The sequence below is a fragment of the Arthrobacter sp. B1I2 genome (assembly GCF_030816485.1).
Classification (GTDB): Bacteria; Actinomycetota; Actinomycetes; order Actinomycetales; family Micrococcaceae; genus Arthrobacter.
This window is the reverse complement of the sequence record NZ_JAUSYC010000001.1, coordinates 2527516-2548167: the sequence shown is the minus strand read 5'-3', so window position 1 is coordinate 2548167 and position 20652 is coordinate 2527516. Positions and strand designations below refer to the sequence as shown.

The following is a 20652-nucleotide window of genomic DNA, read 5'->3' as shown; positions in this document are numbered from 1 at the left end:
CCACTTCATGAGCGTCCCGATCTACCAGCAGGCCCTGGGCACGGAGTTCTCCAGGCTGCAGCCCGAACTCCAGGAGTACTTCTCGCTGGCCCCGGGATCCGGACAGTACGGCGTAGGGGAAGGAACGTTCGACGTCGTGGGGTGCCGCCAGCGGTGGCTGCGCCCTTTGCTGCGGCTCTCCGGGGGCGAGGAAGCCTTTTTCCCTGAGTACGGTGAGAACATCCCGTTCCGGATCGAGAACCATGCGCACCAGGACCCGTTCGGCCGGTCCAGCCTTACCGCCCGCCGCGAGATCCGCTTCCCGGAACACACCCGGCTCTTCCAGGACACCACCAGCGTTACGAACCGGGGCGGCACCAGCCAGCTGGTGGATTACGTGGGCCGGTACCGGCGCCTGGTGACCGACCTGAACTTGAGTGTCACCAATGAGGGAAGGCTGCGCGGGGTGTCGGAGGCATCGCGGCTTTTCCTGGGCCCGCTCCGGGTGCCGCTTCCGGCAGCACTGGACGCCAAAGCGTACGCGGAACAATGGTGGGATCCCGCTGAGGGCAGCAACGGCCGGCACCGCATCCAGGTGAAGGTCATCCAGCCGCAGATCGGTCTGGTCCTGGTGTACGCGGGGGCCTTTGACTACCGGCTGCGCGCCTACAATGGCGGCAGTTCCGCCCAAAGCTACCTCCCCCGCTACGCCCAGCCGGACCGCTGGGAGAACAGGGTTTAGCCCTAGCCCAGCGCCTGCTGGTTCAGGCCGTCGGCCACTTGGGTGAGCCTGCCAAGGACGGCGGCGGCCTGTGCGGGTGTGTGGCCAGCCAGTCCTGCCGACGGCGTCACCCGGATGGCGCCGAGCAGCGATGCCGGAAGGCCCAACTGGCGCCAGGGCCGCCATACCGATTCCACGCAGTCGGCAACCCTGGGCAGGTCACCGCCGGCAGGCACGTCCAGCGCGCCGGCCCAAAACTGCTTGCCTGCCTCCACCGCGCCTGCCACCTGCTCCCACTGGCGGTTGGTCAGTGCCTTCAACGGCAGCGCGACGCCGTCGGCCCCTGCGGCCAGGACCAGCTCGATCGGTGCCTCGATCTCGGGGAATGACACCACGACGTCGGCTGCACCGGCTGCGCGCAGGGCGTCCAGCACCAGGCGCCAGGACTCACGTGCTTCCGATGCTGCAACTGCACGGAGGGTGCGGTAGCCGCTGGCCGTGGGTATGGTTCCGGCCAGCACGGCGGCGACGGCAGGCTCGTCCACCTGCACCACCAGCCGGGCGCCGGGAACGGCTGCGGCCACCCGGCTGAGGTAACCGGCCACTCCCGCTGCGAGGGAGGCGGCCACATCCCGGCGGGCGCCGTAGTCCAGCAGGGCGCGCTCCCCGTTGTGCAGATGCAGGCCGGCGGCAAGGCTGAGTGGCCCTACCAGCTGAACCTTGAGTTCACCGGCTGATACGTCCTCGGCGCCGGCAACGTCGGCGAGGACGTTGAGGTCAGTGGACAGCGCGGACGCCGCGCGCTGCATGTCCTTGCCGGGGCGGTCAACGAGCCGCCATCCGTGGGGCTGGACGTCAACCGCCAGTTCCTCCAGGAGCGAGGCGGTACGGCCCAGGGCGTCGGAACCGACGCCACGGCCCGGCAGTTCGGCGAGGAATGGCAGGTGCGGGCTTCCGAGTTCGCCGCGGATGATCCGTGCGGCTTCCAGCGGATCATCGCCGGGCCACGGACCCAGGCCGGTGGCAGTGACTTCCCTGGTCTTGGGTTCCTTGGCTGAGCCTTCCCTGGGCCGGGCAGCGGCCGGAAGCGGACCGGACCCCGGTTGGCGCTGTTCGCGGCTCACGCCAGCGCGGAGGTCTGCGGCTGCTGGCCGGAGGAGGCCTGGTGGTCCTCGGCGATGGCCTCGTGGTGGCGGATGACCTCGCCGATGATGAAGTTGAGGAACTTCTCCGCGAATGCAGGGTCGAGGTGGGCGTCCTCGGCAAGGCGGCGCAGCCTGGCGATCTGGGCTGCTTCGCGTCCGGGGTCGCCGGCCGGCAGTCGGTGGGTTGCCTTCAGGAAGCCCACTTTTTGGGTGGCCTTGAAGCGCTCGGCCAGGAGGTACACCAGGGTGGCATCGATGTTGTCAATGCTGGAGCGGATGGACAGCAGTTCAGCCATCACCGATTCGTCCACGTGGCCTGCCAGTGAGCTGGCGGAGGGATCAAAATCATCGGAGCCAGGAGAGCTGGGGTTGTGCTGCGTCATGGCTCCAGTCTATGGGAGCCGATGGAATCGACGTGGGTGTGAAGCGCCGGTGCCGCCTTCCGCCGGTACCGGCGCTTCACGCCGCGGGTCTCCTCCGGGGTCAGATGCCCAGGAGTGCCCGGTGCTCTTCCCGGCGTTTGGCCTGTTCGTCCGGGTCCGGCACCGGTAGCGACGCGATCAGCCGGCGCGTGTAGTCATGCTGGGGGTTCCCCATGACCTGGCTGCCGATCCCCTGCTCCACCAGCTTGCCCTTGTACAGCACGCCCACCCAGGAGGACAGGATGTCCACCACCGCCAGGTCGTGGCTGATGAACAGGCAGCCAAAGCCAAACTCTTCCTGGATGTCCCTGAACAGCTCCAGAACCTTCGCCTGGACCGAAACGTCCAGGGCCGACGTCGGCTCATCCGCTATCAGCAGCCGGGGGTTCAGGCTCAGCGCGCGCGCCAGTGATGCACGCTGCCGCTGGCCGCCGGAGAGTTCGTGCGGGTAGCGCCCCGCGTACGACGCCGGCAGCTGGACTGATTCGAGCAGCTCCCCCACCCGTTTGCGTGCCTGGGCATCGGTGGGCCGGGTGTGGATGAGCATGGGCTCGGCGATGCAGTCGCCAATGGTCAGCTGCGGGTTGAAGGAGGCGGCCGGGTCCTGGAACACGAACCCGATGTCCTTGCGGAGCGGCTTGAATGTGCGTTCGCGTAGGGTCAGCATCTCGTAGCCCAGCACCTTGAGGCTGCCGCCCGTGGTCCGGTTGAGCCCCGCGATGGCCCGCCCAATGGTTGTCTTACCGGATCCGGATTCCCCCACCAGACCGAACACCTCACCCCTGGACAGGGTGAAGCTGACCCCGTCCACGGCTTTGAAGGCCGGCGTGCCCAGCCGGCCCGGATACTCGATCACCAGGTTGTCGGCTGCCACCAGCACTTCCTCATCCTGGTGGGGCCGTTCGGTCAGCCCGGCCGACGCCGAATTGCGGCCCAGGTGCGGCACAGCGGCCAGGAGGCTGCGGGTGTAGTCCTGCCTGGGCTCAGCGAACAACTTCTTCGCCGGGGCTTCCTCCACAATGTCGCCCTGGTACATCACCACCACACGGTCCGCCAGATCCGCCACCACACCCATGTTGTGCGTGATCAGCACGATCGAGGTGCCGTATGTGTCCCGCAGGTCCCGGAGGAGTTGGAGGATTTCCGCCTGGACGGTCACGTCCAGGGCCGTGGTGGGTTCGTCGGCCACAATGAGGCCGGGGTTCAGAGCCAGGGCCGCCGCGATGACCACCCGCTGCTTCTGTCCGCCCGAGAACTGGTGCGGGTAGTAGTTGACGCGGTGTTCGGGGTCGGGAATGCCAACTTTCCGTAGCGCATCGATGGCCCGGGATTTGGCTTCCTTCTTCGATACGCGGCCCCCGCCGGCATGCGCGCGGATGCCTTCGGCGATCTGCCAGCCCACCGTGAACACCGGGTTCAGGGCGGTGGACGGCTCCTGGAACACCATGGCCACGTCCCGGCCGCGGATCTGGCGCAGCTTCGCGGCGCTCACGCTGATGACGTCGGCGCCGTTGATCAGGACCGTGCCGGAGCTGGTCGCGGTTTCAGGCAGCAGGCCCAGGATGGTTTTGGCGGTTACCGTCTTGCCGGAACCGGATTCGCCCACAATGGCAAGCACCTCCCCTTTCCTGACCTCGAGGCTCACGTCCTTGACTGCGTGGACGTCACCGCCGTCTGTGGCGAAGGTGACCTTAAGGTGGTCGACGTCGAGAACTGACCCGCCGCCGTCGGGGTCGTGGCTGGGCAAAGGATCGATGTTGATGGTCATGACGTCCTCACTTCTGCGCCGAGGGCCTCAGCGGCCACCGGCACCGGGGAACTGCCGCCACCGGTGCGCTTGCGGCCCCGGAGGCGCGGATCATTCAAGTCATTAATGCTTTCTCCCACCAGCGTCAGACCCAGCACGGTCCACACGATCGCGAGTCCGGGAAACAGTCCGGTCCACCAAATGCCTGACGTGGTGTCGGCGAGTGCCTTGTTCAGGTCAAAGCCCCACTCCGCTGCCGAGCTTGGCTCAATGCCGAAGCCCAGGAAGCCCAGGCCGGCAAGGGTCAGGATGGATTCCGACGCGTTGAGGGTGAAGATCAGCGGCAGGGTCCGGGTGGCATTGCGGTAGATGTGCCGGGTCATGATGCGGATGTTCGATGCGCCGACCACCTTCGCCGATTCGACGAAGGGCTCAGCTTTGAGCCGGATGGTCTCGGCCCGGATCACCCTGAAGTACTGCGGGATGAAGACCACCGTGATGGAGATGGCGGCGGCCAGGATCCCGCCCAGCAGGCTTGACTGCCCTCCGCTGATGACGATGGCCATGACGATGGCAACCAGCAGTGAAGGGAACGCGTAGATCGCGTCAGCCACCACGACGAGGATGCGGTCCAGCCACCCGCCGATGTAGCCGCTCACCAGGCCGAGGATGACGCCGGCGAAGATGGAGAGGACCACGGCCACGATGATGACCAGCAGCGCCGTCTGGGTACCCCAGATCACGCGTGACAGGACGTCATAACCGCCCACCGTGGTGCCGAGGAGGTGCTTGCCGCCGGGTGCCTGCTGGGTGGGGAAGCTGCCGTCGGCATCCGACAGCTGCGCAAAGCCATATGGTGCCAGCAGCGGTGCGGCCAGCGCTGTGAGCAGGAAGATGCCGGTGAGGACGAGACCCACCACCAGCATGAAGCGCTGCAGGCCGACGCTCTTGTTGAAATGCGAAACAACCGGCAGCCGCCGGAGCAAGGGAGCCCTCGGGTTGGCGACGGGCTCGATGGTGGTGTTGGCAGTCATGTCAGTACCTCACACGGGGGTCGATCAGCGCGGCGATGATGTCCACGATGAAGTTGGTGACGGCGACGATGACGGCCAGCAGCACCACGATGCCCTGGACGGCCACGAAGTCACGCGCCGTGAGGTAGTTGGCCAGCTGGAACCCGAGGCCCTTCCACTCAAACGTGGTTTCCGTAAGTACGGCGCCGCCGAGCAGCACCGCGATCTGCAGGCCCATGACCGTGATGATGGGGATCAGCGCCGGCTTGTAGGCGTGCTTGGTGACCAGCCGGAACTCACTGACCCCGCGTGAACGCCCCGCCTCGACGTAGTCCTTGCCAAGGGTGCCGATGACGTTGGTCCGGACCAGGCGCAGGAAGACCCCTGCCGTCAGGAGGCCCAGTGCCAGCGCCGGAAGGACAGCGTGGGACATCACATCACTGAAGGCGGCCATGTTTCCGCTGCGCAGGGCGTCCAGCCAGTAGATGCCGGTGGGCGCTTCCAGCGCGGTGAGGGACAGTTCGGTCCTGGTTCCCGCGCGGCCGGCCACAGGCAGCCAGTGCAGCCATACCGAGAACACCAGCTTGAGCAGCATGCCGGCAAAGAAGACCGGGGTTGCGTAGAACAGGATGGCCAGGATCCGGAGCACTGCGTCCGGCAGGTGGTCACGCCGGTGGGCCGCGACCATGCCCAGCGGGATGCCCACCAGCAGGGCCACGATGATGGCGTTGATGGCCAGCTCCAGGGTGGCGGAACCGTAGGTGGTCAGCATCTCGGTGACCTTGCGGTTGTCCGAGAGGGTGGTGCCGAAGTTACCCGTGGCCAGCTGGCCCAGGTATTCGAAGTACTGCACCAACAGCGGCCGGTCGTAGCCGGCGGCGGTGATGCGTTCCTGCAGCTGTTCCGGGGGCAGCCTGCCGCCCATGGCGGCGGTGATGGGGTCCCCGGTGATCCGCATGAGGAAGAACACCATGGTGACGAGGATGAGGATGGTGGGGAAGATCAGCAGGAAGCGGACCAGGATGTACTGGCCCAGCCCTCCGCCTGCCTGCTTTTTCCTGGGCGGAAGGAGTCCGTCCGCGTCACTTGGTGGCGCGTCAATCAAAGTTGTCATCGGTACCTGGATTCGTGGTGACCGGGAGCCAGCAGTCCCCTCGGTGCTGGCTGATGACCGGCAAAAGGCGGGACGCCGTTCCGGCGTCCCGCCTCCGGCCCGTCAGAGCCCGATGGGGGTGGTGTGCTTATTTGGACAGGACGCCAAGGCGCGTCTTGAAGGAGGGATCAAGGGTCTTCTCGACCCCCTTAATGTCCTTCCCGGCCACCAGCAGCTGGGAGCCCTGGAGGAGCGGCAGCGTGGAAAGGTCCTTGGCCACCGCAGACTGGACGTCACCAATCAGCTTCCCGCGTTCGGTCTTGTCCGGCGTGGTGAGCTGCTTCTGTACGAGGTCCGTGACAGTCGGGTTCTCGTAGTGGTTCTTCAGGAAGTTGCCGGGGATGAAGAACGGCGTGAGGTAGTTGTCCGCATCCGAGTAGTCAGGGAACCAGCCCAGCTGGTATACGGGGTAGGCATCAGAGGTCCGGGCCTTGGAGTATGTCACCCATTCGGTGGACTGGAGGTCCACGGTGAACAGGCCCGACTTCTCCAGCTGTTCCTTGACCATGGCATATTCATCACCGGAGGACTTGCCGTAGTGGTCCGGGTTGTACTGCAGCTTCACGTTGACCGGCCCGGTGATCCCGGCGTCGGACAGAACCTTCTTGGCCTTGTCCAGGCTGGGCTTGCCGCTGCCGTCGCCGTACATCTCCTTCATCGGCTGGGTTGCACCGGGCAGGCCGTCCGGGACCACGGAGTACGCGGGGACGTAGGTGCCCTTGTAGACCTGGTCGGAGATGGCCTGGCGGTCAACGATGTCGGCCATGGCCTGCCGCACCGCGAGTGCCTTGGCGGGGTTGGCTTCGGGCGTCTTGGCGCCAAAGGGCATGGTGTCGAAGTTGAAGACGATGTAGCGGAGTTCGCCGCCGGGGCCCTTGTAGACCTTGACCTTGGAATCCTTGTCGAGGTCCGCGGCGTCGGTTGCGGTCAGGCTCCGGCCGGCAACGTCGATGTTGCCGCCCTGGACGTCCAGCTTCAGGTTGTTGGAGTCGGCGTAGTACTTGATGACGGCGCTGTCGTTGGAAGGCTTGCCCAGCAGCCCGTTGTAGTCCGGGTTGCTCTTGAGGCTGACCAGCTCGTTCTTCTTGTAGGAATCGATGGTGTACGGGCCGGCGAAGGGCTTGCCGGCAACGATGTCCTCATCGCTCATCACTTTGTCGGCCGGGAAGACTTCCTCGTCGATGACCGGGCCCGTGTTGGTGCCCAGGACGCTGGGGAACACCTGGTCGTTGGCCTGCTTAAGGGTGAAGACCACGGTGGTGTCGTCCTTGGCTTCAACCGACTTGAGGTTGGACAGCAGGGATGCGGGGCCGTTGGGGTCGTCGATCTTCACTACCCGGTCGTAGGAGAACTTCACGTCTGAAGCAGTCAGCGCATGGCCGTTGGCAAACTTCAGGTTGGGCTTCAGCTTCACCGTGAACTCGGTGGGTGCGGTGAAGGAGGCGGATTCGGCAATGTCCGGGCTGACCTCGGCCGAACCCGGCTTGGAGTTCATCAGGAAGGGGTACACCTGGTTCATCACCAGGAAGGAGCCTGCGTCGTAGGAACCGGCGGGGTCGAGGGTGACGACTTTGTCGGTCGTTCCGAAAGTGATGGCACCGCCACCGGCGCTGCCGCCGCTGGCCGTTCCGCCGCCGCCGCCCGATGGCCCGGTGCAGGCTGTCAGGGCCAGGGCGGAGATGCCTGCCAGCGCGATGGCGCGGTGCAGGGCCTTTGTGCTCTTGATCATCTGTGAACTTTCTGTCCGATGAGTACGTGCGCGCCGGCCACATGGGCGTATGGCCCCGGCCCGGCGCGCAGTGCTGATCCCTAGATTCAATCAGAGAGTCAGCCCTCGGGACGGCCAATCCTGTGAGTTGAAACACAAAATTTATCTCATTGGTACCCCCGGCCATTGACCCGGCCGCGGGCCCAGGCTCCCGGGCACCACAAAGCACAGGGCACAACAAAGCACCGCCCCGGAAATGACCGGAACGGTGCTTCAAATCGTATGAGTTACAGCGCGGCCCGCTGGAGCGAACGGGCGGCGTCGATGGTGGCCTGGCCAAGCACCCGGCTGCCCTGGTAGAGCACCACTGTCTGGCCGGGAGCCACGCCCCGCAGGGGTGTCACCAGCCGGACCACCAGCTGGCTTCCGGCTGCACCATCCGTGGCGGGTTCCATCCGGGCAACGGCCGGAACCGGGTCGCCGTGCGCCCGGACCTGCGCGTAGCAGTCGAACTCCCCTCCCGTTTCCACCTCGGCGATGGGAAGGCCTGCCCAGGAAACCTTGATGCCGCGGATCTCGTCGATCGCCAGCAGCGCCTCGGGCCCCACCACGACCTTGTTTTCCTTGGGCCGGATTTCCAGGACGAACCGGGGCTTGCCGTCCGCAGCAGGAGTTCCCAGTTTGAGTCCGCGCCGCTGCCCGACGGTGAATGCGTTGGCTCCCGGGTGCTCCCCTACCTTCGCGCCGGTCTCGTCCACGATGTCACCGCTGGCCATGTCAATTTTTTCGGCAAGCCAGCCCGCGGTATCGCCGTCAGGAATGAAGCAGATGTCGTGGCTGTCAGGCTTGTTGGCCACGGAGAGGCCCCGCCGCTCCGCTTCGGCCCGAACCTCGGCCTTGGACGGGGTGTCGGCCAGCGGGAACATGGAGTGCTTGAGCTGTTCGTGGGTGAGGACGCCCAGGACGTAGCTCTGGTCCTTGGCCCAGTCGGCGGCGCGGTGCAGTTCCCGGTTGCCGTCGGAGTCCTCGATCACCTTGGCGTAGTGCCCGGTGCAGACGGCGTCGAAGCCCAGGGCAATGGCCTTCTCCAGCAAGGCGGCGAACTTGATGCGTTCGTTGCAGCGCATGCAGGGGTTGGGAGTGCGGCCGGCGGCGTATTCGTCGATGAAGTCCTGGACGACGTCTTCCTTGAAGCGCTCGGAGAAATCCCACACGTAGTAGGGAATGCCCAGCACGTCGCAGGCCCGCCACGCGTCACGGGAGTCCTCGATGGTGCAGCAGCCGCGGCTGCCCGTGCGGAGGGTGCCGGGCATGCGCGAAAGGGCCAGGTGGACGCCGACGACGTCGTGACCTGCCTCCACCGCGCGGGCGGCGGCAACGGCGGAATCAACTCCGCCGCTCATGGCTGCTAGTACTCGCATGCTGGCTTTCTGTTGGGGGCTATGGTTTTCCGGGGCCGGCTGGACCGCCGGCGGCGGAAACGATCTTCGCCTGTCTATTCTACGGTGGCAGGCAAATCAGGCCGCCGCATGCAAAGGCGCATCCGGCGTAGAACACTCCGGGTTTCGGCTTAAGCGCCGTGCAGCGCCTGCCGTGCCACGGTTCCCGCCGTCTGGATCGAGGACTCGTGCCCGGCCATGCCTGCCTGGCGCGCCCGCGAATAAGCCTCGGGCAGCGCGATGAGCAAGGCATCGACGTCGGCCTGCGTGGACGCGTGCCCCAGGCTGAAGCGCTGCGCTCCGCGCGCCGTTTCCTCGTCCAGGCCCATGGCCAACAGCACGTGGGACGGCCGCGGCACGCCGGCGGTGCAGGCCGAGCCGGTGGACGATTCGACACCGGCGAGGTCAAGGAGGAACAGCAGCGAGTCCCCTTCGCAGCCTGGGAACGTGAAATGCGCGTTGCCCGGAAGCCGGCCGTCGTCGGGAGCACCCCGGAGGACGGCTTCCGGAACGCATTCGCGGACGCCGTCGATCAGGCGGTCGCGCAAGGCGGCGATCCGCGCCGCTTCCGCCGGCAAGGCGGCGGTGACAGCTTCTGCGGCAGCAGCGAAGGCAGCGATGGAAGCGGTGTCCAGCGTGCCCGAGCGGACGTCACGTTCCTGCCCGCCGCCATGCTGTACCGGTGTCAGCTTGACTGCCCGGCCCAACAGGAGCGCGCCGACTCCCACCGGGCCACCGATCTTGTGTCCGGAGATGGACATGGCGTCCAGGCCCGAATCCTTGAAGTCGACCGGCACCGAGCCGAACGCCTGGACGGCGTCGGAGTGCACCGGGACGCCGGCGGCGTGGGCAAGTTCAACGACGCGCCGGATGGGCTGGACGGTACCCACCTCGTTGTTGGCCCACATAACGGTCACCAGGGCCACGGTGCCGGGGTCGCGCGCGAGCTCCGTTTCGAGGACGTCGAGGTCCAGCAGGCCCTGGCTGTCCACGGGCAGCCAGGCTACTTCCGCGCCTTCGTGGCGTTCGAGCCATTCCACGGTGTCCAGCACAGCGTGATGTTCGACGGCGGAGCAAAGGATGCGGCGCCGCTTGGGGTTCTCTGCCACCCGGGACCAGTACATGCCCTTTACTGCCAGGTTGTCCGACTCGGTGCCTCCCGAGGTGAAGATGACCTCCGAGGGGTGGGCTCCCGCCGCGGCGGCGATAACCTCCCGCGCATCCTCAACGGCACGCCGCGCCCGGCGGCCCGATCCGTGCAGGGATGACGGGTTCCCCGTCCGCGCCAGTTCGCGCGTCAGGGCGGCGAGGGCTGCACCGGAAAGCGGCGTGGTGGCGGCATGGTCGAGGTAGGCGGGCATCTTCCAATTCTATCGCGGCAGCCCACCCGCCCGCATGGAGCCGTCAGTCCCCGCCCGTGATCCTTGCGCAGCAATGACCCGGTCCGGCAACGCCGGCAACCCGGCCCTCCGGAGCACCGCACCCGGCTGCGGCCCCGCGCAGGAAGGCGCCGTTCATGTCGCATACCACTGACGCGTGTGCCTGTGAAAGCCGGTGGAACGGGCAATTGGGAAGGAGGTAGCCGCCGTCGCCGTCGGGCTGTGGCTGGTAGCCCGCTTCGGTCAGGAACTCCTCCAGGCCCCCGGCCGCTTCTGCCAATTCCCGGCCCTTCCGGAACGCGGCATCGCGGAGCGACTCACCCACCGGCGCGCCTTCGGTCTGGGACGCCTCGATGGCGGCTGCCATGAGTTCCCCCGCGAGGTCATAATTCCGGTCCGGCACGGATGCTCCCACTTCGCTTCCCACCGGACGGTACATCTTGGCGGGGCGCCCGGAGCCGGGGCCCGTCCTGCCTGCGGGTTTGTGGAACTCCACGGCCAGCAGGCCGTCCTGCACCAGACGGTCCAGGTGGAACGAGACCGTGCTCCGGGCCATCCCTGCAGCTTCGGCCACCTGGTCGCGCCCCAGCGGCCGCGGTGACGCTGCCACCAGTTCGAAGAGCAGCAGCCTCTTGGCGTCTGTAAGCGAGGCGACAGCAGCGATTCTGTCAGTCCAGGGAAGCCGGTACATGATGCCTACCAATCTAAAGTCAGGATCTATTGATTATAGAACTGCCCGCTTCTAAAATAAGAATACCTACTTTTAGAAGGAGCTCCCCATGAAATCAGCATCGGCAATGCGCATGCAGCACGTATCAACCGCTGAGCCAGCGCGGCAGGCCTTCGTGCTGCTGCGCACTGTCTTCACCGTTGCGCCGATCCTTTTCGGATTGGACAAGTTTGCGAACATCCTCACGGACTGGACCGTCTACCTCGCACCCCAGGCCACCGCCGTCCTGCCGCTGCCGCCCCAGACCTTCATGTACGCCGTGGGCGTCGTGGAGATCATCGCGGGCATCGCCGTGGCTGTCCGCCCAAAATACGGGTCGCTGCTCGTGGCCGCCTGGCTTGCGGGAATCATCATCAACCTGCTCATGCTGGGAAGCTTCTATGACGTCGCCCTGCGCGACTTCGGGCTGCTGATCGGCGCCCTGGCACTCAACCGGCTGGCGACCCAGTACAGCCGAACCTCCGCGTGACACTACGGGCCTCCGCGGGGCCCGTAACCTTCCCCAAAAGACCCGCCGGCAGCTGAGCCCTCCAGCCGCCGGCGGCTTTTGCGCCCCGGGAGGCGCATCACCTTCGAGGGCTCAAGCAGTCGGCGGCACCAACGGCAGGTACCGGAGCACGTCATTGCGTGCAGAAGCAAGGGTTGCCGCATCCGGGCAGGAAACGGATATGTAAGCCGACGAACCGGCGGCCCCGAAAACCCTTGCCAGCACGGCAGTGGACCTCCCGCCGGGAGCCGCCTGTTCCAGCGCCAGCACCTCCACCTTTTTACCGGGAGCATCCGGGGCGCCGCCCCACTGCAGAGTTTCGGTCTTCAGGTATGAGGGCTGGATGGTGGCGTCCAGATATTGAAAAAGAGCAACGGTGGACTCCCGGTCCTCTCCCCGGACCAGCGGGGCCTGGCCCGTGCTGACCCTGGCGGCAACCACACAGCCATCAGCCTTGGCGTATTGGCTTGCACCTGCCACGTTCTCCCGCACCAGCTTCCACCCCGGGGCGGCTTTCAGCTCATCGGAAATGCCCACGGGCACCCCGGGTGCCAGCGTGCCGCCGGCAGCAAAGGGCAGGTCGCGTCCCGCCACTGCCGCGGCGTCGTGTCCGGGAGTGATGGTGGGCGTGGACAGGACGGGAGTGTTGGCCGGAGCGGCAGGCACGGACGGATCCCGGACATCCACGCTGCAGCCGCCCAGAAGCACCGCCCCAAGGCCGGCAATGGCGAGCGGCACTGCCCGGTTCCAGGCCCTGCCGGCCCGCTGCGCCGTCGTCGGCATTTCCATCTCTCCACCCGTCGCTTCCCCTTCGGCCCAGTGTCCGGCCGCGCAGGCACGAGTCTAGACTCCGAATCCGGCGGGAACCCGCAAGCACCGGACATTCGTTGTTGGGGCAGGCACACCATCCGTGCTGGCTAGACTGGGCGGGCACTTCGCTTTCCCCGCGGAAATTAAGAAGCCGCGCATCAAGAAAAGGAAGATCTTGACCGAGAGCAGCAGCTCCCATTACCAGGTCCTTCGCGTGGCCGTCACCGCCACCGACAAAGAAATCAAGGTGGCCTACCGGCGCGCTGCCAGGACCGCCCACCCGGACCACGGGGGTGACGCGGCCGCCTTCCGCCGCGTGACCACTGCCTATGAGACCCTGATCGATCCGGAGCGCCGGAAAGCCTACGACCGCTCCTACGGTGCCGGTCCAGTCCGCGGCACCTCGTCCGACGACGGCGCCCACTTTGATGCGCCGGCCGCCGGAAGCCGGGCTTCTGCCACCGTCCGCAGGCCGGACAACGGCAGGAACACCGCCGGCGACCCGCCGGTCTACGTTCCGCCCTATGGGGACGGCGGCGCCGAGGTCCCGCTCGTTCCCCTGGCCCAGGCGCGCCAACAGGTGCACGGGATGCCACGGAAACGCGGAATTTTCGGCGCCGAGGCCCGCATCCAGCGCGAGATGCGCACCGTGCAGCTGTTGTCCCGGCAGGTGCTGCCGGGCATTCCGGCTGCGCGGCTCATCAATGGCCTGCAGTCACCGGCGGACAACAGCCACATCGACCACGCGGTCCTTTCCGGCTACCGGCTGGCTCTGGTCAACTCGATGCTCCTGCCCAAGGGCGCGTATGCCTGGGACGGCCGGACCCTGAACCACGGCGGCCGCTCCGTGGCACCCCCGCAGCTGGCCCGCGTGGTTTGGGCCATGCAGGACATCTTTCCGGAGCTCAACGTCACCGGATGGACTGTGGTGCACAGCCCGGACGGCAACCTCCATGAGCCTGTGATCGACCACCACCGGCGCCCCGCAGGCTCGCTGGAGACCGTGCAGATCGTCAACGCCGCGGGTATGGTGCGCGGCCTGAAGGAATTCCTGGCATCGGGCCCGGCCCCCAACACGGTGAACGTTCCGGTCCTCGCCAGGCTGCTGCGCGGCATGCACTGAGAACGGATGGCTAGGATGGGGAGGTGTTCCGCATCCTCTTCCATGCCCCAGAAATCCCCGGCAATACCGGCAACGCCATCCGACTTGCCGCAATCACCGGCGCCCAACTGCACCTCGTGGAACCCCTGGGCTTCGACTTCTCCGACGCAAAACTTCGCCGGGCGGGACTCGACTATCACGACCTCGCCGTCGTCACCGTGCACAAGTCGATCGAAGACGCCTGGGAGCATCTTCAGCCTGAGCATGTTTACGCCTTCACCTCGGACGGCACAACCGGTTACACGGATATCACCTACCACCCTGGCGATGTCCTGATGTTCGGCCGTGAATCGGTGGGCCTGCCGGAAGAGTTGAAGACCGATCCCCACGTGACAGCCACGGTGCGCCTGCCCATGCTGCCGGCCCTGCGTTCGCTGAACCTCGCCAACGCGGCCTCGATTGCCGTGTACGAGGCGTGGCGCCAGCAGGGCTTTGCCGGGGCCAGGCTTTAGCACGCCACCGGATAGAGTCTTTGCCCCGGCCGGGGCAAATTCCTTACCCGCTGTCCCATCCGCCCCGCCGCCGGCATCGAATGACTCTTGAAGGCACTCGAGCGGAGCAAGGAGCGGCAGGTGACACTACTGAAGGCAGGATCCAGGCAGGCCAGCCGCAGCCGGCACGGCACTGCTGAGGATTCGCCGCCCGGAGACTTATGCTTGGACTTAATGGAAACTCCCAACGCGCCAAATTCCGAGGGCTCCGCCGCGGTGACTGACCCACCTGCAGACCTCAGCCAGCGCCTCTCGGTCCTCCTGGCGGGCACCGCCCGCGGGGACCAGGCGGCGTTTGCCGAGTTTTACCAGCTGACGTCCCGCAGGGTCTTCGGCATGGCACGGCGCGTCCTGATCGATCCCGAGCTCAGCGAAGACACCACACAGGAAGTTTTCCTGCAGGTCTGGCAGAACGCGGCGAAGTTCGATCCGCAGGCTGGAAGCCCGCTCTCCTGGCTGATGACCATCTCGCACCGGCGGGCAGTGGACAAGGTGCGGTCGTCGCAGTCTTCCACTGACAGGGAAGCCAGATACGGGGCCAGCACGCAGGACATCGACCACGACAGCGTTTCCGACGAAGTGGGCAGCCGGCTGGAAGCTGAGGCGGTGGTCCGCTGCCTGGGAACGCTGACCGAAACACAGCAGGAATCCGTGCGCCTGGCCTACTACGGCGGCCTTACCTACCGGGAAGTCGCAGAACGGCTGAATGCAGCGGTGCCCACCATCAAGTCCCGCATCCGCGATGGACTGATCCGATTGAAGACCTGTTTGGGGGTGAGTTGAGATGAGCGACATGGATGAAGGCCGCACTGGGCGTTCGCGTTCCTTCGGCGACACCGTCGCCATGGACCTTGCGTCAGGCCGCGCCGTCGACCTTGCCGAACTTTACGCCCTGGATGCGGTCACGGAGCAGGAACGCGACGCCATCGACCTCTATATTTCAATGGCGCCGGAAGCGGAACGCCTGGCCTTCCTTGACCGCGTCCGGCAGTCCCGGGAGGCACTGGCCCGCACCTTCCGGGCGGAGGAGGAACCGCCGTCGGACCTGTTCGAGCGGATCGTTGCCCAGCTTCCTGCCCAATTCCCCGGGCAGCAGGGAATGACAGGTGGAGGCGCCCCGGCACCAGCCGAAAGCACGGCACCTGTCCTCCAGCCGGGCACCCAGGACGAACTGACGCAGGCCCGCAAGCGCCGGGAGGAACGGCGCGGCCCGTCGGGCGCCCGGCGCTGGCTGATCGGCGTGGCAGCGGCAGCAGCCATCGCCCTGGGCGGTGTGGGCGTGGGCGCCTACCTGGCCGACCAAGCCGATCCCGTCAACCAGGTGGCCAGGGCCGGTGACCTGCGCGAGGCTTCCGTCAACGTGGCCGGTGGCGGCAAGGCCACCCTCCTGATATCAGCGTCGGAAGACGCGGCCGTGGTGAAGATGAGCGGCGTGCCCGCTCCCCCGGCGGGCAAGGTCTACCAGATGTGGCTGATCCCCAAGGACGGCTCCGCACCAGTGTCGCAGGGGCTGATGGACGAGCAGGCACTCTCCAAGCCCGCCGTGGTCCAGGGCATCCACTCAGCTGCCTCACTGGGAATTACTGTTGAGCCGGCCGGCGGGTCCAAGGCCCCCACCCTGCCCACGGTGGCGGCGGCCCCACTCGGAGCCTGACCGGCACGAACACCGGCGGCCATACGAAAGAAGCGCCTCCGGTTCCTCCTTGAAGGAAGAACCGGAGGCGCTTCTCCTGCCTTAGAAACCCGCGATGGTGCCAGGCCCGTTGACCGCCACCACGTGGAAGGCTTCCGCGCTGCGCCCCTCCGGCAGCCCTGCCCGGGCGGCGTTGACACGCATACCTCGGCGGACAGTGGCTTCCATGGCCGCCACGTCAGGGTGCTGGCTGACATGGACATGGATGGCGGACAGCTTGGCATCCACATGGCTCGTGACATCCACGAAGTGGTTTTCGCGTTCCTCAGGTCCCGCGTAAAGCCACAGCCACGGCAGCTTGTAGGCTGCGAGGCCGGCTTCGGCCAGTTCAGGGTAGGCGAACGGGTTTTCCACTGCCGGATACACTGCCCGCGTCACCGCTTCCCCCACGGCCAGGTGGTCCGGGTGGCTCTTTTGGATCCGCTGCCAGTTCCGTTCCGGGTGCATGGCGAGAACGACTTCGGGCCGGATTTCGCGGATCAGCCGCACCACCCCTTTCATCACCTCGTGCGACGGCTCAAGGTATCCGTCCCGCTGGTGGAGGTAGCGGATGTCGGTGACGCCCACCAGTTCCGCTGCGCGGCGCTGCTCGGCGTCGCGCATGGCGATGATGTCCGCGCGGTGGGCGGGGTCGAAGCCGCCCGCGTCGCCGTCGGTCATGATGCAGTAGCTGACCTGCACACCTGCGGCCGTCCAGGCGGCAATGGTGCCTGCTGCGCCGAAGTCGATGTCGTCAGGGTGGGCCGCAAAACAGAGCACCCGTTCAACCCGGTGCGTATCCGGGTTGAACGGGCTCCCTGCCTGCCCGTGGGAGGCAGTCAAAGATTCAGCCTTTTCGTTTCTTGATCTCGGCCGTGGCCTGCGGGAGGACCTCGAAGACGTCGCCGATGATGCCGAAATCCGCAATCTCGAAGACCGGGGACTCCGCATCCTTGTTCACGGCCACGATGACCTTGGCTGTCTGCATGCCGGCTTTCTGCTGGATGGCACCGGAAATGCCCGCGGAAATGTACAGCTGCGGGGAGACGGTCTTGCCGGTCTGCCCCACCTGGGCGTCGTGGCTGATCCAGCCCGCATCCGTGGCTGCACGCGAAGCACCCACGGCGGCGCCGAGGGCATCTGCCAACTCTTCCACCGGGCCGAAGTCGCCGTCCATGCCGCGTCCGCCGGCAACCACGATCCGTGCGTCCGTGAGGTCCGGCCGGCCGCTGGCCACCTTCTGCTCGCGGGCCGTGATCCGTGCCGCTGCGGCCACGTTGGGAACGTCAACGGTGGCGATTTCAGGAGTGGTGGGGGCAGGCGCGGGTTCCGGGGTGACGTTGTTGGCCTTCAGGGTCAGCACGGAAACCGGAGTGGTGGCCTTGCAGGCAGTGTTGTACGAGCCGGCCAGGACGGACTTGTGCGCGGTGCCGTCCGGGTCCACGGCGACGACGTCCGTGATGACGCCGGCATTCAGACGGATGCCCACCCGGGCAGCGATCTCCTTGCCTTCCGGCGAGTTGTCCAGCAGCACGATGCCGGCGCCGCTGGTTTCAGCCGCGGCGGCCACATAGGCGGCTTTGGGTGCCACCAGATAGTCATTCAGGTCCTGGACCGACGGGCGCAGGACGCTGCCCACGCCGTACTCCGCAAAGCCGGCTGCGACGCCGTCGGACAGGTCTCCGTTAACCGCCACAGTGCACTCGCCGAGGGAACGCGCCAGGGTCAGCAGCTCGAGGCTGCTCTTCTTGAGCGAAGCGCCGGGGTTGTCGATGAATACAAGTACTTTTGCCATGTCGATGATCCCTCTTAGAGCAGCTTCTGGGCGGCCAGGAAGTCAACCAGCTTGATGCCGGCGTCGCCCTCGTCGGTGATGATGGTGCCTGCCGTCCTGGGCGGCCGCTGTTCCGCGCTGGCCACGCTGGTCCAGGAACCGGCGAAGCCCACCTGCGAGGGGTCCACGCCGATATCGGCCAGGGAGAGCGTGGTGATGCTCTTGCGCTTGGCGGCGATGATGCCCTTGAAGTTGGGGTACCTGGGCTCGTTGATCTGGTCGGTGACGGACACGACGGCGGGCAGCGGTGCCTCCACCGTTTCCGAGGAGGTGTCGGCGTCGCGGCGGGCCGTCAGCCGACCGCCGTCGACCTCCAGCGTGGACGCGAACGTCACCTGCGGCAGCCCGAGCCGTTCGGCCAGCTGCGCCGGAACCAGCGAGGTTTCGCCGTCGGTGGAGGCCATGCCGGTGATGACCAGGTCCACATCACCCAGGTGCCGGACCGCTGCCGCGAGCGCCAGCGAAGTGGCTGCCGCGTCCGAGCCGGCGAGGGCGTCATCCGTGAGGTGCACGCCCTCGGTGGCGCCCATCTGCAGCGACTTCTTGACGGCGTTGACGGCCCCGTCCGGGCCCATGCTGAGGGCGATGACCTGGTTCCCGGCCTTGCTGCCACCACGTGCCTCGGCCAGCTGCAGCGCTGCCTCGAGGGCGTACTCGTCAAGCTCGGACAGAATGCTTTCGTCGCGGTCCGCAGTGTTGCCCTCCCCGCTGAGGTGACGGTCGAATTGGGCGTCCGGTACATGCTTGACCAGGACTACGATCTTCAATGTCTCTTCCACTGTTTTTGCAGCAGCCTTCCATGCTTGTGGACAGCCAGCCGGGTGGGTCATGGCCGCGGAATGCCCGGCAGGCGGGTAGCTCCTAGCTAACCATATCGGCGCGCCCGCGCGCCCTCTTCCGTTAACGTCTGTGTCAGGTCTTCCTGAGCACGCCATGACGACGGCGGCGCCCCCTTGGGTGGGAACACCGCCGTCGTCATTGCCGGTTTTTCACGGCCGGAGTGTGGTGCCTCAGCTGGCAGCGGCGCCCAGCGTGACGTCGAACGTCTGCTCCTTGCCGCCGCGCATCACCGTGATCTTCACAGTGGATCCTGCCGGCTGTTCGCGGACGGCCGCTGTCAGCTGGTTCGGTTCGCCGATGGTGAGGTCGTTGAACTTGGTGATGACGTCGCCGACTTTGATGCCGGCCTTTCCTGCCGCCGAACTGGCTTCAACGGTGGCCACGTCGGCCCCCACCGAGAACTCGGAGGATGCGCCCGAAGAGGTCTTGGCCTTGACGCTGACGCCCAGCTGGCCATGGGAGGCCTTGCCGGTGTCGATGATTTCCTGGGCCACGCGCTTGGCGTTGTTGATCGGGATGCTGAACCCGACGCCGATGTTGCCGCTCTGCGAGGTGGACGTCCCGGATCCGGCGGAGGCAATGGCCACGTTTACACCGATGACCTCGCCCTTGCTGTTCACCAGCGCACCGCCGGAGTTGCCGGGGTTGATGGCCGCATCAGTCTGGATCACGTTGATGGCGATGGAACCCTCGCTTGAGCTTTGCTGGCTCTGGCCGCCGCCCGGAGGGGCGAACTGGAATCCCTGGTCGCCGCCCTGGCTGTTGTCGCCGCCCTTCGGCGCTGCAGACGATGCGACGCTGATGGTCCGGTTGAGGGTGGACACGATGCCGTCCGTGACGGTCCCGGTCAGGCCGAGCGGGGAACCGATGGCGATGGCGGTATCCCCCACGTTGAGCTTGGAGGAGTCTCCCAGGGTGGCGGGGGTGAGGCTGGAGGTGTCGTCCACCTTGATCACGGCGAGGTCGGACAAGGGATCGGTGCCCACCAGCTTCGCGGGCAGGACCTTTCCGTCACTGGTCCGGATCTCGAGGGTGGCGTCGGCGGTCTGCCCGTCCAGGGTCACCACGTGCGTGTTGGTGAGGATGTGCCCCTGGTCGTCGAGGACGATGCCGGATCCGGTGCCCCCGGAGCTGCCGCTGGTGGCGCTGATGGTGACCACGCTGGGCGAAGCCTTGACGGCAGCTGCGGTGATCGCGTTGACGTCGTCCTTGTTGTTGACAATGACGGTCCCGGACTGGCTGTTGCTGCCGACCGTCGAGGTGCTGGACCCGGTGGGTCCGAACAGTTCGCCGGCACCAACGGTTGCCACTCCGCCGCCCACGAGCCCTGCTGCGAGGATGCTGGCCACGAGGGTGCCGACGCCGAAGCTTGCTTTCCGTCGCGGCGCGTCCTTGGGGTTGGGGGCCAGTCCGACGCTCCCATTGGGCGTGCTGTGGCCCGCACCGTGAATAGGCTGGCCGTTCTGGTGCTGCTGCTGGCCGTAATATCCGGACTGGCCGTAAAACGGCTGGCGCTGCGGGTACACCGGGCGCGGGGCACCCGGCAGTTCCTGGGTGCGGTTGTCACCCATCTGCGGTTGGTCCAGCTGCTCCGTGTGGTTCTGCTGTTGCGCTGCGTGGTTATGCTGCTGCGCTGCATGGTTCTGCTGCTGCCCCGCGCCACTGTAGCCGGCGTGCTCCTGCCCCCCAGCCCCGTTCCCATACTGAGTGGCCGCCTGGCGGTCTCCGGGCTGCTGCGGGTCCTGCTGTGGGCCCTGCTGCTGCCACGGGTTCCGGCTGCCCGCCTGGTTGTCTTCCGGGACCGGTCCTGGGGTTTGATTCTCAGTCATGGGACTTCCTTTCATCCTCGTCTGCATTAACTATGGACTGTCCCGCTGGAACAAGCTCGGATGTTTGCTGAGAGCTTCCTGAACGACCGGA

The 20652-nt window shown here is 66.5% G+C and carries 20 protein-coding genes; 6 read left to right on the top strand and 14 right to left on the bottom strand.

The genetic code is table 11. The annotated features are described in order from the left end of the window. Positions 1 to 7: 7 nt before the first annotated feature. The gene (locus QFZ57_RS11925; protein WP_306630635.1) at positions 8 to 721 is read left to right on the top strand and encodes a DUF4166 domain-containing protein; all 714 of its coding nucleotides are present in this window, start codon (positions 8 to 10) and stop codon (positions 719 to 721) included. 2 nt (positions 722 to 723) lie between these two features. Here the strand turns inward: QFZ57_RS11925 and QFZ57_RS11920 are convergent, their stop codons facing one another. The 9 genes from QFZ57_RS11920 to QFZ57_RS11880 form a co-directional block, all read right to left on the bottom strand. Further along, on the bottom strand, positions 724 to 1824 hold the full coding sequence (locus tag QFZ57_RS11920; RefSeq protein ID WP_373461235.1) for a hypothetical protein: 1101 nt from the start codon (positions 1822 to 1824) through the stop codon (positions 724 to 726). Continuing rightward, on the bottom strand, positions 1821 to 2228 hold the full coding sequence (locus tag QFZ57_RS11915; protein WP_306630634.1) for a chorismate mutase: 408 nt from the start codon (positions 2226 to 2228) through the stop codon (positions 1821 to 1823). Before QFZ57_RS11915 ends, QFZ57_RS11920 begins: the two co-directional genes overlap by 4 nt. Before the next feature lie 100 nt (positions 2229 to 2328). Continuing rightward, a complete protein-coding gene (locus QFZ57_RS11910) occupies positions 2329 to 4035 on the bottom strand; it encodes an ABC transporter ATP-binding protein (protein ID WP_306900400.1) in 1707 nt (568 codons plus the stop codon). Continuing rightward, a complete protein-coding gene (locus QFZ57_RS11905) occupies positions 4032 to 5048 on the bottom strand; it encodes an ABC transporter permease (protein ID WP_306900398.1) in 1017 nt (338 codons plus the stop codon). The genes QFZ57_RS11910 and QFZ57_RS11905 overlap by 4 nt, the downstream gene beginning before the upstream one ends. 1 nt (position 5049) lies before the next feature. Next, a complete protein-coding gene (locus QFZ57_RS11900) occupies positions 5050 to 6141 on the bottom strand; it encodes an ABC transporter permease (protein ID WP_306900396.1) in 1092 nt (363 codons plus the stop codon). A gap of 127 nt (positions 6142 to 6268) precedes the next feature. After that, a complete protein-coding gene (locus tag QFZ57_RS11895) occupies positions 6269 to 7909 on the bottom strand; it encodes an ABC transporter substrate-binding protein (protein WP_306900394.1) in 1641 nt (546 codons plus the stop codon). 266 nt (positions 7910 to 8175) lie between these two features. After that, positions 8176 to 9309 carry a tRNA 2-thiouridine(34) synthase MnmA gene (gene mnmA / locus QFZ57_RS11890; protein ID WP_306630628.1) on the bottom strand — a complete coding sequence of 378 codons (1134 nt, stop codon included), beginning with the start codon at positions 9307 to 9309 and terminating at the stop codon, positions 8176 to 8178. Positions 9310 to 9458: 149 nt separating this feature from the next. Further along, positions 9459 to 10688 carry a cysteine desulfurase family protein gene (locus QFZ57_RS11885; protein ID WP_306630627.1) on the bottom strand — a complete coding sequence of 410 codons (1230 nt, stop codon included), beginning with the start codon at positions 10686 to 10688 and terminating at the stop codon, positions 9459 to 9461. Positions 10689 to 10731: 43 nt separating this feature from the next. Beyond that, complete coding sequence (locus QFZ57_RS11880; protein ID WP_306900390.1) at positions 10732 to 11397, bottom strand: helix-turn-helix transcriptional regulator; 666 nt, start codon at positions 11395 to 11397, stop codon at positions 10732 to 10734. Between the two features lie 88 nt (positions 11398 to 11485). Between QFZ57_RS11880 and QFZ57_RS11875 the strand changes: the two genes are divergently transcribed. After that, complete coding sequence (locus QFZ57_RS11875; RefSeq protein ID WP_306900389.1) at positions 11486 to 11905, top strand: DoxX family membrane protein; 420 nt, start codon at positions 11486 to 11488, stop codon at positions 11903 to 11905. Positions 11906 to 12016: 111 nt separating this feature from the next. On the opposite strand, the gene QFZ57_RS11870 is transcribed toward QFZ57_RS11875, so the two are convergent. After that, the gene (locus tag QFZ57_RS11870; protein WP_306900387.1) at positions 12017 to 12712 is read right to left on the bottom strand and encodes a hypothetical protein; all 696 of its coding nucleotides are present in this window, start codon (positions 12710 to 12712) and stop codon (positions 12017 to 12019) included. Positions 12713 to 12908: 196 nt separating this feature from the next. Here QFZ57_RS11870 and QFZ57_RS11865 point away from each other — a divergent pair, with 196 nt between their 5' ends. The 4 genes from QFZ57_RS11865 (at position 12909) to QFZ57_RS11850 (ending at position 16040) form a co-directional block, all read left to right on the top strand. Then, positions 12909 to 13856: a J domain-containing protein gene (locus QFZ57_RS11865; RefSeq protein WP_306900385.1), complete on the top strand. Its 948-nt coding sequence runs from the start codon at positions 12909 to 12911 to the stop codon at positions 13854 to 13856. A gap of 23 nt (positions 13857 to 13879) precedes the next feature. Beyond that, positions 13880 to 14347, top strand: coding sequence for a tRNA (cytidine(34)-2'-O)-methyltransferase (locus QFZ57_RS11860; RefSeq protein ID WP_306630622.1), 468 nt, complete (start codon positions 13880 to 13882; stop codon positions 14345 to 14347). Between the two features lie 213 nt (positions 14348 to 14560). Next, on the top strand, positions 14561 to 15169 hold the full coding sequence (locus QFZ57_RS11855; RefSeq protein WP_306630621.1) for a sigma-70 family RNA polymerase sigma factor: 609 nt from the start codon (positions 14561 to 14563) through the stop codon (positions 15167 to 15169). Between the two features lie 10 nt (positions 15170 to 15179). Beyond that, entirely contained in the window at positions 15180 to 16040 is an 861-nt protein-coding gene (locus QFZ57_RS11850) for an anti-sigma factor domain-containing protein (protein WP_373461307.1), read from the top strand. 81 nt (positions 16041 to 16121) lie between these two features. Here the strand turns inward: QFZ57_RS11850 and QFZ57_RS11845 are convergent, their stop codons facing one another. From QFZ57_RS11845 to QFZ57_RS11830, 4 genes are all read right to left on the bottom strand, one after another. Beyond that, on the bottom strand, positions 16122 to 16901 hold the full coding sequence (locus tag QFZ57_RS11845) for a PIG-L deacetylase family protein (protein ID WP_306630619.1): 780 nt from the start codon (positions 16899 to 16901) through the stop codon (positions 16122 to 16124). Positions 16902 to 16905: 4 nt separating this feature from the next. After that, positions 16906 to 17853 (bottom strand): electron transfer flavoprotein subunit alpha/FixB family protein, encoded by a 948-nt coding sequence (locus QFZ57_RS11840; protein ID WP_306900378.1) that lies wholly within the window; start codon positions 17851 to 17853, stop codon positions 16906 to 16908. Positions 17854 to 17867: 14 nt separating this feature from the next. Then, positions 17868 to 18659, bottom strand: coding sequence for an electron transfer flavoprotein subunit beta/FixA family protein (locus tag QFZ57_RS11835; protein ID WP_306900376.1), 792 nt, complete (start codon positions 18657 to 18659; stop codon positions 17868 to 17870). Between the two features lie 243 nt (positions 18660 to 18902). Then, on the bottom strand, positions 18903 to 20561 hold the full coding sequence (locus QFZ57_RS11830; RefSeq protein ID WP_306900374.1) for a S1C family serine protease: 1659 nt from the start codon (positions 20559 to 20561) through the stop codon (positions 18903 to 18905). Positions 20562 to 20652 lie beyond the last annotated feature (91 nt).